This window comes from Cellulomonas endometrii (assembly GCF_949769265.1).
Lineage (GTDB): Bacteria > Actinomycetota > Actinomycetes > Actinomycetales > Cellulomonadaceae > Cellulomonas > Cellulomonas endometrii.
The window spans coordinates 49,967-64,203 of the sequence record NZ_CATKPC010000002.1; the positions used below are offsets into that span (position 1 = coordinate 49,967).

The window sequence follows — 14,237 nt, forward strand, 5'->3', positions numbered from 1 at the left end:
GGCCCTCCGGCCCGCACCGGGTCGGTACCGTGGTCCCGTGCTGCTCTCCGACCGCGACATCACCGCCGAGCTCGACTCCGGACGGGTGGTCCTCGACCCCTACGACCCCGCGATGCTGCAGCCGTCGAGCATCGACGTGCGCCTGGACCGGTTCTTCCGGCTGTTCGACAACCACAAGTACCCGGTCATCGACCCCTCGCAGGACCAGCCCGACCTCACCCGCCTGGTCGAGGTCGACCCCGACGAGCCGTTCGTGCTGCACCCCGGGGAGTTCGTGCTCGGGGCGACGTACGAGCAGGTCACCCTGCCCGACGACATCGCGGCCCGCCTGGAGGGGAAGTCGTCCCTCGGCCGGCTGGGGCTGCTCACCCACTCGACGGCGGGGTTCATCGACCCGGGCTTCACGGGGCACGTGACGCTCGAGCTGTCGAACGTGGCGACGCTGCCCATCACGCTCTGGCCGGGGATGAAGATCGGGCAGATGTGCTTCTTCCGGCTGTCGTCGCCGGCGCTGCAGCCGTACGGCTCCGGGGCGACCGGCTCGCGCTACCAGGGTCAGCGCGGCCCGACCGCCTCGCGCTCCTGGCAGAACTTCCACCGCACGCAGGTCTGACGGTCGCGGACGTGACCAGCCTGCTCCCCCCGCTGCCCGAGGTCGCGGCCGGTGCGCGTACCGCCGTGACGCCGCCGCCCGGCCGGCACCTCCTGGTCCTGCCCGAGGGCGTCGCTCCGGACGAGGTCGAGGTGCTCGCCACCAGCCGGTTCCCGTCCGCGCGGTGGGAACGGCCCCCGCGGGTGCCGTCCGGCCGACGTGCCTCCGGCGCCGCCCGGGGCGCCGTGCCGCTCGCGACGCCGGGGGTGCTGCGGCTGGGCAGGCTCTCGACGCTCACCGGCCCGTACGCGCTGGAACCGGCGCAGGTCGCGCGCTGGGGGCTGCCGACCGGCAGCCGGACCGCCTGGGTGGTGGACTGCCCGCGCGAGCGCGCGGAGGGCCCGGCGTTCGGCGGTGACCGCGACGGCCTGCGCCGCGCGTTCGGCACCGCGGGGCCGGTCCGTGAGGAGCAGCGGGTGGTCCAGTGGCTCGTCGCCGCCGCCCGCCGCCTGGGCGGCGCCCTCCGGGTCGAGTCCGGCGTGGTCCTGGAGCCCGAGATGGACGCGGCGCTCGACCTCGCCGTGCTCACCGACCGTTGGGTGGAGCCGAGGGTCGTCCTCACCGCGGTGCGCCGCGTCGCGCCCCGGGCCCGGCTCGACGGACCCGGCGTCGCGACGGACGTGGACGTCCCCGTGCGCGCCACGCCCGAGGAGGCGGGTGCGGCCCTCGTCGCCCGGGACCGGGCCGGTGCGGGCGTCGCGGACCCCGAGGAGCGGCGCCGGCTGCACGCGGAGGCCGACGCCTACGACGCGCACATGCGCGCGAACCCGCCGCCGTCCGAGGCGTTCGGCGTCCAGATCGACCTCGGGGTCGACGGGATCGTCGTCGTCGAGGTCGCCGCGGAGCTGGACGTCCCGGTCGTGCTGTCCGCGCTGGACTGGGCCCAGGGCGAGGTCGTCGCGTACCGCGTGCGGTGGGAGCCCCCGGACGTCGAGCAGCTGGAGTCCGAGCGGCCGTCGCTGCCGCACCGCGTCGCCCGCGGCCGCGCCGCCCGGGTGGTCCGCGGGGTCGCCCGGGAGGTGCACGCCGACGTCGGCGGGGAGATCGCCGACATGGCCGGGTTCCTGGTCGACCCGGTCGACCTCTGACGCTCTCCGCCCGCGGTTGCGGCCCGCTGGGCCCCGTCCGACGATGGCGGCGCACGCCCGCCGAGCACGACTGCGGCGGGCGTGGCGCGTTCGCACCCGTCCGAGCACGGAGGACCTCGCATGGCCGACCAGTTCACCTTCCAGGACCCGATCACCCAGTACCGGATGCCGGAGCCGCCCGCGCAGAGCCAGGACGGACCGGGGCTCGACGCGGACCTCCGCCCGCAGGCCGACCACGGCGAGGACACCTACCGGGGGACCGGCCGGCTGACGGGCCGCAAGGCGCTGGTCACGGGCGGTGACTCGGGCATCGGGCGCGCGGTGGCGATCGCGTTCGCGCGGGAGGGCGCGGACATCGTGCTCAGCTACCTGCCCGAGGAGCAGGAGGACGCGGACCACGTCGCCGAGGTCGTGCGTGCGGCCGGCCGGACGATCGTCCTGGCCCCGGGTGACATCGCGGACGAGTCGTACGCCCGCTCGCTGGTGCGGACCGCCGTCGACGAGCTGGGCGGGCTGGACGTCGTCGCGAACATCGCGGGGCGGCAGCAGTACGTCGAGGACCTCGCGGACCTGACGTCGGAGTCGTTCGACCTCACGTTCCGGACCAACGTGCACGCGATGTTCTGGATCATCCAGGAGGCGCTGCCGCACCTGCCTCAGGGCGCGAGCATCATCAACACGTCGTCGATCCAGGCGTACAACCCGTCGCCGATCCTCGTGGACTACGCGACCACGAAGGCCGCGATCAACACGATGTCGAAGGCGCTCGCGCAGCAGCTCGCCCCGAAGGGCATCCGCGTCAACGTGGTCGCCCCGGGCCCGATCTGGACCCCGCTGCAGACCGCGGGCGGCCAGCCGCCGGAGAAGCTGCCGGACTTCGGGAAGCAGACGCCGTTCGAGCGTGCCGGGCAGCCCGCCGAGCTGGCGCCCGCGTACGTGTTCCTCGCGTCGCCGGAGTCGAGCTACGTCAGCGGCGAGACGCTGAACGTCAACGGGGGGACGCCGACCCCGTGACGGCGGACCGGGCGCGCGCGTGACCGAGCAGCCGGGGCTGCAGAACCTCGACGGCGACGCGGGGCACGCGACCGAGGGCTCCGGGCACGCCGCCGCGGAGGACCTGCGCGACCCGACCCCCCGCACCGACGGGTACGCGGACCTGCGCGCGTACGCGGCGCTGGGGGACGGGCGCACCCTGGCCCTGGTCGCCGACGACGGCCGGGTCGACTGGTTCCCCCTGCCCGACCTCGACACGCCGCCGGTGTTCGCCGCGCTGCTCGACGCGGACGGGGGCGGGCGGGTCGAGCTCGCCCCCACGGTCCCGTTCCGGCTGCGGCGCCAGTACGTGGTCGGCACGAACGTGCTCGTCACCACGTACGTGACGGACGGCGGCTCGGTGCGGGTGACCGACGCGATGAACACGGGCGTGGCGGGGCGGCTGCCGTGGACGGAGCTCGCCCGCCGCGTGGACGGCCTGTCCGGGTCCGTCCCGATGGCGTGGCGCGTCGCGCCCGGGACGGTGCTCGGGACCGCCTCCCCCTGGGTGCAGACGACGCTGCACGGGCCGGTGCTCCGGGCCGACGGCCTGACCCTGTCCGTGCGGACGCTCGGCGAGATGACCACGACGTCCGACGACCGCGCGTGCACCGGCGTCTTCGAGGCGACGGCCGGCTCCCGGCACCTCGTCGCCGTCGTGGGTACCGAGCGTGAGCCGGTGCTGCTGCCCGACCCCGCGGACGTGGACCGCGGCGTCGACCGCACGATCGAGAACTGGCGGGCCTGGACGCGGGAGTTCCACTACGACGGGCCGTGGGGCAAGGCCGTGCAGCGCAGCGCCCTCGCGCTGAAGCTCCTGCTGTACTCCCCGACCGGGGCGATCGCCGCCGCGGGGACGACGTCGCTGCCGGAGAGCCGCGCGGGCGGGAAGAACTGGGACTACCGGTACGCGTGGGTCCGGGACGCCGCGTACACGCTCGACGCCTGGATCGGCTTCGGGCTCCGGGAGGAGGTGCACGCCTCGATCTCGTGGGTGCTCCGGACCGTGCGGGAGCACGGGCTGCAGGTGTTCTTCACGCTCGGCGGCGGGCTGCCGCCCGAGCGGGAGCGGACCGACGTGCCGGGCTGGCGGGGGATCGGCCCGGTGGTGACCGGCAACCGCGCGGACGGGCAGCGGCAGCTCGGGGTGTACGGGGACGTGCTGGCCGTCGTGCGGGGCTACGTCGACGCCGGGAACCTGCTGGACGCCGACACGGCGCGGCTGCTCGCGGCCGTGGCGGACGAGGCGTGCGACGCGTGGCAGCGCCCGGACGCGGGCATGTGGGAGCTCCCGGACGACCAGCACCACACCACCTCGAAGCTGGGGTGCTGGCAGGCGCTGCAGTGCGCCGTGCACCTGGCGGAGGCCGGGCAGATCCCCGGCGACGCCGACCGCTGGCGCGCGGAGGCGGAGCGGATCCGCGCCTGGGTCGAGCAGAACTGCTGGTCGCCGGAGCGCGGCGCGTACGTCATGCACCCCGGCAGCGACGCCCTGGACGCCTCGATCCTGCTGCACGCGCGCAGCGGGTTCGATACCGGGGAGCGGATGAGCGAGTGCTTCGCGAAATTAAGTGTCCATGCTTCGCGCAATTCCTGCGCCCTTGACCTGCGGAAACGTTGGTTAGGCGTGTTGGTGAGGTATGGCACGGTCGCGCGGTGGTGGGCCTGGACGGCTGGGGCACGCGGGCGTTGTGATCCGGTGCTTGGGCCGAGATGCGGCGAGGGACCCGGCGGAGTCGGCGAGCTCACCGCGGCGTGTGTGGCCGGTGTGGTCGCGCGGGGTGGTGGTTGTATGGGGTGGGTGGGAGCTCGAGCGGGTCGGAGCCGTGAAAGTTGCGCCGCTCGGTTGGTTTGGTCGAAGCGCGGTGACGCACGGTTCTGTGACGGCCGGTGCGGACATCCGACCGTTTGGCATGACCCCTGCACTCGCGGCACCGGAGGGCAAGGCGGACTACCGGCCCAACCTCGTGTACCTCCCGATTGTCCTCGCGGGCGGCGCGATCATCACCCTGGTCCTCCACCCCGCCTGAGGCGACGACGGCACGCACAATCCCGAAGCAGAATTCGGAGCACGCTGATGCCGGCCACCTACCTGACGCAGGAACTGCGGAACCGTTCGACGCTCACCACGAGTGCCGCGAAAATGACATTGCTGCGCGAGTCCAAGTCCGCCGCCGGCTCGTTCGATGTGTTTCTCTCGCACGGCGTCAACGACGCCGACGTCATCTACGGGCTTCGAACCTGCCACGGGACCGCTTCGACAACATCCGTCTGCACGTACCAGGGGATAAAGGTGACCGCCGACCACGAACCCCCGGTCGCCAACGCGAGCACCTTGAACCCCCGACTCGCCTCCCGCAGCTGGAGTGCACGCTCGACGTCCTTCGTGGCTGACTCTCGCAAGCGCTAGCGGACTGCTCGCGGCAGCTCGCGCCCGGCGAGCTCGAGCGATCGCGACGCGCGCCGCATGAGGCGGTCGTCCACTCCTCCTCGGGCCAGCGCGATGCTGACCACTCCGGTGAAGACAGCCGCTAACACGGGGCCTATCCAGCTCGACACGTCGTTCGCATCGGTCGCCGAGGCCATGGGCTGAGGATGCTGCCCCCGTCGATGTCGGTACCCCGCCGCACACTGCGGGCGTGAGCCTTCCTCAGGCGGCTCCCGGAGGTATGGCCCGGGTTCGCTCTACGGTTCCCCTGCTACACCAGCATCCGGTGCCGCGAGGTATCCATCACGAGGGTTTGCTGCAATCGACCATGCCAAGCACTCAGCGGTCGTTCCCGCCCGCCGATTGATGCGATGTGGAGAACAACGAGAGCTCAATCCCTCGGTCCGTACCTGCGGGGTGGTACCCCGATCCGGACGGCGCATTGCGATGGTGGGACGGCGGCGGCTGGACGGAACGGGTGGCGCCGACGCCAGGTGCCGAAGCGGCCGCCGCGGTCGTCTCCGCCATAGAGCCGCACACGCGGAGAGGTACTGCTGCCGAGACACCCGAAACCGAACTCGTCCGTGCCGGCGGATCTGGAAAAGCGGCGCCTGACTCTCGGGCGCGTCAGGCACGACGCTCACGTGTAATTGCCGGCGTCATCGCAGGTGGCGCACTCCTAGGAGTCGGTGCCACCGTCTCGATCACCCAGCTGAGACCAGACCCTTTCGTCGTCGCCGTACGGGAGGAATTTCCCGAATTGGTCGACGTCAGCGACGATCAACTGAGCGCCCTGGGCGACGAGCTCTGCGCTGCCTACGCATCCGCCGGCGACACGCTGGACGTCGATGATGTCACCGAGATGACACTGATCGCGGAAAGGGAACTGTTCGGCAATTCCCTCCGCTCGACCGAGCGGTGACCGTCACCTCAATCGTTGCTCTTGCCAAGACCGACAAGTGCGCGTAAGGCGCATCGCGAGTTCGCCTGATCGGCGGGCGTGAACCTCGGCGCCACCACGCTCTCCCACGCTGTCGCCGGCTGGCCGGGCATCGCCCGATCGCTCGCCTCGGGTTGGGTGCTCGTCGACGCCCGTGCGCTCGGATCCACCGGAGACCGCAAGGCCAGCACACTGCGCGCCCGCGAGTCACCTTCGCGTCGAAAGCTCGACCCGCCTCCGTCGTGTCCGGGCGATCCTCACTTGACGCGACCTCACACCTCGCGAAGGTGCTCGTCGACAGCATCACCAGTCACGGCGGTCTCCCCAGCAACACGGCGTGAATGGGTGTAGGAGTGTGGCCGAGCCGCGATCCGCCCAGAGCGCGGCCGGTCACCGTCCAGTCTTGGTTGTCACCCGACAGCGGCCCGCCGGGTGTCGCGGGCCGTGGCGCCGGAAGCGTGAAAGCAGGGATCGGCTCTCGAGTCACGATTCTGCATCGACCAGTGCGGAGCCCTCGCGAGCTCAGCAACAACCGCCGATATACGCGGGAGGATCCTTCGGAAAGGAAGTCACTGGTGACCCAGCAGTTCCCAGGCCAGCCGCCCCAGCCAGGGCCGCAGCAGCATCAACCTGCGTCCGCTCACCCTCAGGGGGCGCCGCCGCCCTACCCGGTGTACGGCACTGCGCCCGCTTCGAGTTCCATGGGAGCGCCGGCCGACCCGGCCGGCAAGAAGCCGCCGCGGCCCTGGTTCAAGAAGAAGCGGTTCATCATCCCGGGTGCGGTGGTGCTTCTGCTGGTGGTCGCGGGGATCGCTGGCGGAGGTGCAGAGGAGCCGGCAACTCCGGTCGCAGCGACCACGGAGAAGGCAGACGCGAAGACCGCGGAGCAGGTTGCCGCCGAGGAGAAGGCCGACCGCGAAGCAGAGGAAGCTGCAGCCGCTGAGGAAGCGCGCAAGGCCGAGGAAGAGCGCGTCGCCGAGGAACAGCGCAAGGCAGAGGAGGCCGCGGCCGAAGCTGCTGCGGCTCAGGCTGCGGCCGCTGAGGCGGCGAGGATTGGCAGCGTGTCCCAGCAGAACGCGTACGGGTCCGCGGTGTCGTACCTCAGCTTCTCGGCGTTCTCGCGCGCTGGCCTGATCGGCCAGCTGACCAGCGAGTACGGCGAAGGGTTTCCGCCCGAGGACGCGGAGTTCGCGGTCGCGCGGCTGGAAGCCGAGGGTGGAGTGGACTGGAACGCTGAAGCGGCCGAATCGGCGCAGTCCTACCTCGAGTTCAGCTCGTTCTCTCGGCAGGGCCTTCTTGAGCAGTTGACGAGCGAGTATGGCGAGCAGTTCACGCCTGAGCAGGCGGAGTACGGGGTTAGCACCACCGGGCTCTAGCTCGTGACGCGCGAGAGGCGGTGGTCCCGGACGGGGCCACCGCCTCGCGCGTCGGCGTGATGAGACGTCAGATCGCGTACGCCGCCAGGAAGCCGGCGTTGATGGCTTCGCCGACCTTGGCCGGCTTGACGCAGTCGCCGACCGCGACCACGTTCGCGCGCCCTGCGAGCGCCTCAGGGAGCGTGGTGTTCGGGCGGACACCGAATGCCGACAGCACGGTGTCCGCGTCCACGTGCACCTGCTGGCCGTCGGGGCCGGTGGCGGACAGGCCCTTCTCGTCGATCGCGGTGACGGTGTGACCGGTCAGGATGCGCACGCCGGCCTGCGCGAGCTGCCGGAGCAGCGTGATCCGGTTGATGATGATCATGTCCTGCGCGATCTCGGGCGCCATCTCGACGATGGTCACCTCGTGGCCCGCCTGCGCGAGCTCCAGCGCGGAGTCTGCGCCGGACAGGCCGCCGCCGGCGACGACGACCCGCTGCCCGACCGGGGCGCCGAGGTGGAAGTCGAGGACCTCGACGACGTCGGGTGCGTCGATGCCCGGGATCGACTGCGGCACGATCGGTAGCGATCCGGTCGCCACGATGATCTGGTCCGCGCCGTCGAGCTCGGGGGAGGCGGCGGTGATCTCGGTACCGAGGTGCACCGTGACGGGCAGGCCGACGAACTGCCGCTCCCACCAGCCCACCATGCCGCGGAGCTCCTTCTTGAACTCCGGCGTCGCGGCGGGCCACAGCACACCGCCGAGGTTGCTGCCCTTCTCGTACAGGTCGACGCGGTGGCCGCGCAGGGCCGCGACCCGGGCCGCCTCGAGGCCGCCGGGGCCGCCGCCGACGACGACGACGTGCTTCGGCCGCGGCGCGATGGTCAGAACGCGTTCGCGCTCGAAGCCGACCTGCGGGTTGACGGCGCAGCCCAGGGCCTCGGCGAAGAACGCATGGCCGACGCACATGGCGTTGCACCGGATGCAGGGGCGCACGTCGCTGCGGCGGCCCTCGCGGAGCTTGTTCGCCCACTCGGGGTCGGCGATCAGGCCCCGGCCGATGCCGGCGAAGTCCGCTTCGCCCGCGGCGATGACGGCCTCGGCGTTCTCCGGGGTCAGGTTGCCCACCGCCATCACGGGGATGGACAGCACCTCCTTCATCGCCTTCGCGGCCGGGGCCATGCACGCGTCGCCGAGGTAGTACGGCGGGAACACGTAGTCCATCGCCTCGTACGAGCCGTCGTCGGCGATCAGCAGGTCCAGTCCCGCTGCCTCGAGCACCAGGGCGATCTTCTTCGACTCCTCGACCGTGCGGCCGCCCGGGAACCGGTGGTCGACGGACAGCCGGAAGGACACCGGGAGTCCGGGTGCGGCGGCCTTCACGGCCTGGATGATCTCGACGGCGAACCGGCAGCGGTTCTCAGTGGAACCGCCGTACTCGTCGGTGCGACGGTTCCACACCGGGCTCATGAACTGGTCGACCAGGTAGCCGGTGTGGCCGTGGATGTCGAGAGCGTCCATCCCGGCTCGCACGGCGCGGGCGGCGGCCTCGGCGTGCCGACGCACGATGACCTGGATCTCCTCGACCTCGAGCGGCCGGCACAGCACCTCGGGGTGCGCGTAGTGCGGGTTGTCGGACGCCGAGATGGGCAGCCGATCCGGGTCCACATTGTTGATGTTGCGGCCCAGGCCCGCCGTCAGCTGGAGCGAGATCTTCCCGCCGACGGCGTGGATCGACTCCGCCAGCGCGGTGAGGCCCGGCAGCGCGGCGTCGGTGTCGACGCGGCACAGGCCGGGGTTGATCACCTCGTAGTCCTGCGACACCGCGGAGATGCCGGTCATCACCAGGCCGGTGCCACCCCGGGCGCGCTCGGTGTAGTACGCGATCTCCCGCTCGGTGATCAGACCTTCATGCGTGCCCATCTCGGTGCCCATCGGGGCGAGGGCGACGCGGTTGGCCAGTTCGAGCGGGCCGATGCGGCCAGGTTGCAGGACGTGCGCGAAGGTGACGGTCATGGCGAGTTCCTCCGAAGGCGGGTGCGGCGCGGCTGGGGGAGCGCCGGCTCCCTGACAGGTCAGGGTGCTCCTCGATCGTCCAATACCGACCACGCGGTCGGTGGGGCCCTTCGTCCTGACCGCGGCACTTCTGCGCACGCCCCCAGGGTGGCGAGAGCACTCCGCTCGCTGGGTGACCACCACGGTGCCGTGCCCCGCCGCAGGGGTAGTCCGCCTTGACGACGACGGAGCGCGTCAGCGGCACGAGTTCGGCCAAGCTGCGCTTCAGCGCTCCGAGGTTCATCACGTTGGCCGATGAGCACATCGGGAAGGCGCTGCCACTTGATATCAGCGTCCGCAACAAGATGCTGCCGACACTGATATCTGACTTCGCCGTTCCGCTGTCGGGGCATTCAGTGTCGCGGCGTGGCGTCCGGCAGCGGTGTGCACCGCTCGACGACGACCGCGACTACCGGGCCGAGATCGACTGTCGCAGGGGTCGAGGGCGCGGTGACTGGGAACACAGACGCAGCGATGCTCATGGAGGCGTCGAGGACCATCACCGCGGTTAGGAGCGCTTTGACGACACGACGGCTGCGAGGCTGGCGGGTCGGGCAGGTGTCGGATCGCTTGTCTGTTGGTCGGTGTGCGGCAGGGCCGGGGTTGCGGTTCATGAGCAGGGACCGTCGGCACAGCCGCTTGCGGCGCAGTCGCCGCACACTGACGCGGTTCATGTGGTTGCGCGGGACCGCGATGTCTGCCGCCGTGACCCCCCGGAGGTCACACCCGAAGAGGCACCTTCGAGGCGCGCACACGCGGCGCGTCGATCCCGGCTTGCTTGCACAGAGCGGTGACGGTGTCCCTGCCGTACTCGAAGTACGGCGTTGGACCCACGGTGACGCCACGCGCCGGCAGCGTGCGATCGGGGTGGCGACCCGTGGTCCGGTCCTTGATCAGCGCGGTAGTGCCGTCCGAGGCCGCAAGACGCAAGTAACGCACGATGCCGTGCTCGGTTGGACGAAACCGGGTGTGGAGGCTCAGCAGCGGCGCAGTCGCGACGGCCCGAACCTCTCGCTCACTGCGGAAACCCTTGGGTTTAATGAGGGCCGCGGCCGTGCCCATGGCGGTTCGGAGCCGGTCGTCTGCTTCGTACGACTCGTCCTCGATGAAGTGATCTGCGGCGCCGTGTGACTGCATCTGAACGATCCGCTCGTCGGTGGCCTCGTCATCGGCCCGGGCCCAGGTCAGCAACGACTGGAGCATCTCCTCCTTCTCGCTCTTGGTGTAGGCAACGCGGCACCATGGAGCGACGGTCGCCACCCCACCAATGTTGAAGAACGTGAGCACCGGATCGTCAGAGGACGGGGATGAGTCGCCCGAGATGACGCCGAGCGGAACACTCGGGTCGAGCTCGATCGAGTAGCCTGCACGCCCGCCGCCGTACAGGCGCCACTGTGCGGCGTCGTCCCGGTCGAGACTCGCGGACAGGACGAAGACCTCCGAGGGTTTGCTCGGAGCCCAGAAGCCATCGTCGTCCTCGAGCATCGACAAGATCCGCTCGGTCATCTTCCCGCCGGTTCGGCGCATCCACTTGCGGAGGTATCGGAGCCCTTCTTGGAACTCAGAAAGGTCGTTCAGCCCGGTCGCCTCCGTCGCCCAGAGCTCACGGTTCGTCATGATCCCGATGAGCCCCGCAGCGTCTGTGTAGTGATAGACCGGGACCCCGAACGGTGCCGGTGGCGGGGTCCATGCGCTGGTGGTTCGGGTCATGCGTAGACCCTAGAGCTCCCGCGACTAGCTGTGACCTGGACCGGGACGCAGTCGCCGACTGCGTTCATGCAGCTCGTGGTCGGTGCCGAGGGGGTCGTGAGCGCCGTGGTCAAGCTGCCGATCTGTCGGCATATTGGTCGCGCGGGTTGCCGGACAGGCATGATCGACTAAGCGCAGCCCGGCACATCAGGAGGGCTCGTTCGTCCACGCACTGCTGGAATCTACCTCGGGCGGTTCCTTGACAGGGAAGAAAGCGCGCGGAGACACGTGGAGTGCGTCCGCAAGTTGCCAGATTGCTTGCAATGAGAGGTTCCGGCGCCCGTTCTCGACGCTCCCGATGTACGTGCGGTCCAGGCCGGCCGCGTGCGCAAGTTGTTCCTGTGTGTACCCAGCGTTGACCCTGATCAAACGCAGGCTCGCGCCGAACGCCACACGCTGCGCGTAGGGGCGGTCGAGATCGGGCACCCGATCGACGCTACGAGCGCGTGGTGCCTGAGTCGACGGACTGTGGGTCGGCCACGTCACACTACCCACTGTATAGACGAGAACGCGGGCTTTGCCTGGTGATCTAGGGACAGCGGGCGCACACCCAGATCACGGTGGAGGCGCACTCATGCAGACTTTGCGTCACCTCGGCCATCGCGACGGGCGCGCCTTGAGACGACGGTAGTAACCCGCCAGCGATCGTGGCACGCGCGCACGGCGCCGAAGGTGAGACGCCAGCCGTGAAGGGCAGGCCCACCCAGGTCAGCCCCCGCTCGGGCACGGGTTCGGTTTGAGGAACCGGACGCATCTGAGTCCTGGGCCCTCTGGCCTACGAGCAGCACGGATGCCATAGCCTGCGTCGTGTTTTCACCCACGCTGGGTTGTGCCGACACGGCGACCGACGTGCCCCGGGCATATCGTGAAAGCGTGAACGGCACAGCGTCAGCGGCTGAGACCGTTGTCCCCGCGGATCCGGCCTCGGTGGCGGAGGCCCGGCGCTGGGTTGCGAACTGTGCTCGTAGCGGGGGAGCCACCGACGACGCGGTGAGCTCGTCTTTGCTCGTCACCAGCGAAGTCGTGACCAACGCCATCGTGCACGCGTCCGCGACAACTTCGGTCATTATCCGAGCGCGGTTGGACGGCACGGACCTGACGGTCACCGTCCTCGATGAGGACACCCGCCCGCCCGTGCCTCGGCAAGGGCGGGCGGGACTTCCCGGCGGACAGGGCATGCACATCGTCGAGGCGTTGAGCTCGAGGTGGGGATGGCACCGGCAACCCAAAGGGAAAGCGGTCTGGTTCACCATCAGCTGGTGACACGTGCTCGCCACGACGCTAGACCGCGGCACCGGACCCCTTCGTGCCCGTCTCTCGTCGCTCGACGGGCGTCGGCTGATCGGCAGTGCGCGGGTGCCGGCTCTAGCAGATACTGAGCGGATGACGTCTACGTCCGTCCCGGAGCCCTTCGACGCAACTCAAGGGCGACTCTCGATCACGGGCAGCGTCTTGACCGTCGCCGGCGAAGCTGACGTGGGGACTGTCACCGACCTGCGCAAGACCTTCGGCGTGTCCCGAGAAGAGCTCGGTGGCGTGCTCGCCGGGCTCAAGGTGCGCGAGGTCGACATGTCTCGCGCGACCTTCATCGACTCGTCCGTGGTGGCGGTGCTCGTCGGGCTCGCCGGCGCGATCCATCCGGACAAGCTCAAGGTCGTGGGCGCTAACGGCTCTCCACTGTCGACCCTGAACATCCTGGGAGTCGCAGACGTTGTGGATCTGATCTGAACCTCACGCCCAAGCGGAGGCTGCCTCGGCGTCTCGCTCCACGGAGAGTAGAAGCTACGACTCCGTCCGCTCCTTCGGGAACAGGTAGTTCGCGATGACGTATGCCAACCCGATCGTCTGAACGACCGAAGCCGAGAACCAGGCGATCAGTACGGACGGGTCCGTCTCTGACCATTCCGAGCAGATGTACGCCACCATGATTCCGATGCCCGCGACCAGCGTGCCGGTGACAACACCGATGACCCAGCGGACGAACCAGCTGCGGTGAGTGTTCTCTTGCTGGGCACGAGTCAGCCGCTCGCGAGCGAGACCCGCGGCGACGTCCTCGTCCGACGCTGCACCCTTGACGACCTCGGTGTCGAGGGCGTCCGCAGACGCGGCGTCGAAAGCCTCGAGCTCGTCGTCGGAGCGGTCTTCGCTCATCGCCCCATGCCCAGACGCTTGAGTCGCGTCTTCATCGCGGGTAGTGACACGCCGAAGTGGTCTGCCATCGTGGCCAGGCCGTCATTCTGAGACCAGAGTCGGCGGACCTCGTCCTCGGGCATGAGTAGGTTGCCGGCGAACTCATCGGCGTAGAACTCGTGAACGTCGTACTGGCCGCCGCGCCGGTCGATGAAGTTGAAGTCGGTGTCACCACGGCGAACGCGCTCGTAGAAGTGTCCCAGCTCGTGCGCGATGGTGAACCGCTGCCTGTGGATGACGTCGGCGTGGTCGACGTAGATTTGAGGTGTCGCGCCGGGCTCTACCTGCAGCATCCCGGAGATGTTCGGCGCAAGCATCGTCTTGGCGACCGACAGGCCCATCTGTCGCGCGATCCGCGCTGGGTCGACCGGGAAGCGTCCAGTGCCGTGCAGTTGCAGGACCTCGGTGGCGTCGAGCTTGGCCTTGTCCTTGACGAGCACGGCTACCACCTCCCAGGCGTCACGTCTACACAGACTCCTACAGCGTAGCGAACTACATGGGTGTGACACGTCCCGGCGGCACAGTACGCGCCTCACGGCGCCCAGGGAGTCACGACCTTCCGACAGGCTTAAGGAGTTCCTCCCGTCTTGCGGGGTCCGACCGTGTCACGCCCTGGTCGTGTCACTCGAACATCGAACCTCGGAGCTACCGGCCGAGCACCCTCGGCCGCCAGCTATCGGCACAGGGTGGAGCGGGCGCCAAGCAAGGCCCCGCGTCGCGCCCGTACGAGCGCCACAAGTTACT

At 70.0% G+C, this 14,237-nt stretch carries 13 protein-coding genes; 8 read left to right on the plus strand and 5 right to left on the minus strand.

Features of this window, described 5'->3' with window-relative positions; genetic code table 11:
• Window positions 1-37 precede the first annotated feature (37 nt).
• The 6 genes from dcd to QNH85_RS02735 all read left to right on the plus strand — a co-directional run bounded on the left by dcd (window position 38) and on the right by QNH85_RS02735 (window position 7,516).
• Entirely contained in the window at window positions 38-613 is a 576-nt protein-coding gene (gene dcd / locus QNH85_RS02710) for a dCTP deaminase (protein WP_213282323.1), read from the plus strand.
• 11 nt (window positions 614-624) lie between these two features.
• The gene (locus tag QNH85_RS02715) at window positions 625-1,740 is read left to right on the plus strand and encodes a hypothetical protein (protein WP_282944426.1); all 1,116 of its coding nucleotides are present in this window, start codon (window positions 625-627) and stop codon (window positions 1,738-1,740) included.
• Between the two features lie 120 nt (window positions 1,741-1,860).
• Window positions 1,861-2,754: an SDR family oxidoreductase gene (locus tag QNH85_RS02720; RefSeq protein ID WP_282944428.1), complete on the plus strand. Its 894-nt coding sequence runs from the start codon at window positions 1,861-1,863 to the stop codon at window positions 2,752-2,754.
• Between the two features lie 19 nt (window positions 2,755-2,773).
• Window positions 2,774-5,182 (plus strand): glycoside hydrolase family 15 protein, encoded by a 2,409-nt coding sequence (locus QNH85_RS02725; protein WP_282944430.1) that lies wholly within the window; start codon window positions 2,774-2,776, stop codon window positions 5,180-5,182.
• Between the two features lie 391 nt (window positions 5,183-5,573).
• Window positions 5,574-6,122, plus strand: a complete 549-nt coding sequence (locus tag QNH85_RS02730; protein ID WP_282944432.1) for a DUF2510 domain-containing protein — start codon at window positions 5,574-5,576, stop codon at window positions 6,120-6,122.
• 593 nt (window positions 6,123-6,715) lie between these two features.
• A complete protein-coding gene (locus tag QNH85_RS02735; RefSeq protein ID WP_282944433.1) occupies window positions 6,716-7,516 on the plus strand; it encodes an Ltp family lipoprotein in 801 nt (266 codons plus the stop codon).
• A gap of 67 nt (window positions 7,517-7,583) precedes the next feature.
• Here the strand turns inward: QNH85_RS02735 and QNH85_RS02740 are convergent, their stop codons facing one another.
• The 3 genes from QNH85_RS02740 to QNH85_RS02750 form a co-directional block, all read right to left on the minus strand.
• Entirely contained in the window at window positions 7,584-9,515 is a 1,932-nt protein-coding gene (locus QNH85_RS02740) for an oxidoreductase (RefSeq protein WP_282944435.1), read from the minus strand.
• Window positions 9,516-10,274: 759 nt separating this feature from the next.
• Entirely contained in the window at window positions 10,275-11,264 is a 990-nt protein-coding gene (locus tag QNH85_RS02745) for a DUF2971 domain-containing protein (protein WP_282944437.1), read from the minus strand.
• A gap of 186 nt (window positions 11,265-11,450) precedes the next feature.
• Window positions 11,451-11,729, minus strand: a complete 279-nt coding sequence (locus QNH85_RS02750) for a helix-turn-helix domain-containing protein (protein WP_282944439.1) — start codon at window positions 11,727-11,729, stop codon at window positions 11,451-11,453.
• A gap of 447 nt (window positions 11,730-12,176) precedes the next feature.
• Here QNH85_RS02750 and QNH85_RS02755 point away from each other — a divergent pair, with 447 nt between their 5' ends.
• Together QNH85_RS02755 and QNH85_RS02760 are read left to right on the plus strand one after the other, a co-directional pair.
• Window positions 12,177-12,566, plus strand: a complete 390-nt coding sequence (locus tag QNH85_RS02755) for an ATP-binding protein (RefSeq protein WP_282944440.1) — start codon at window positions 12,177-12,179, stop codon at window positions 12,564-12,566.
• Between the two features lie 120 nt (window positions 12,567-12,686).
• The gene (locus QNH85_RS02760) at window positions 12,687-13,031 is read left to right on the plus strand and encodes an STAS domain-containing protein (protein ID WP_282944441.1); all 345 of its coding nucleotides are present in this window, start codon (window positions 12,687-12,689) and stop codon (window positions 13,029-13,031) included.
• A gap of 54 nt (window positions 13,032-13,085) precedes the next feature.
• On the opposite strand, the gene QNH85_RS02765 is transcribed toward QNH85_RS02760, so the two are convergent.
• Together QNH85_RS02765 and QNH85_RS02770 are read right to left on the minus strand one after the other, a co-directional pair.
• Window positions 13,086-13,454, minus strand: coding sequence for a hypothetical protein (locus QNH85_RS02765; protein WP_282944443.1), 369 nt, complete (start codon window positions 13,452-13,454; stop codon window positions 13,086-13,088).
• Complete coding sequence (locus QNH85_RS02770) at window positions 13,451-13,933, minus strand: ImmA/IrrE family metallo-endopeptidase (RefSeq protein ID WP_282944445.1); 483 nt, start codon at window positions 13,931-13,933, stop codon at window positions 13,451-13,453. Before QNH85_RS02770 ends, QNH85_RS02765 begins: the two co-directional genes overlap by 4 nt.
• Window positions 13,934-14,237: the final 304 nt, after the last annotated feature.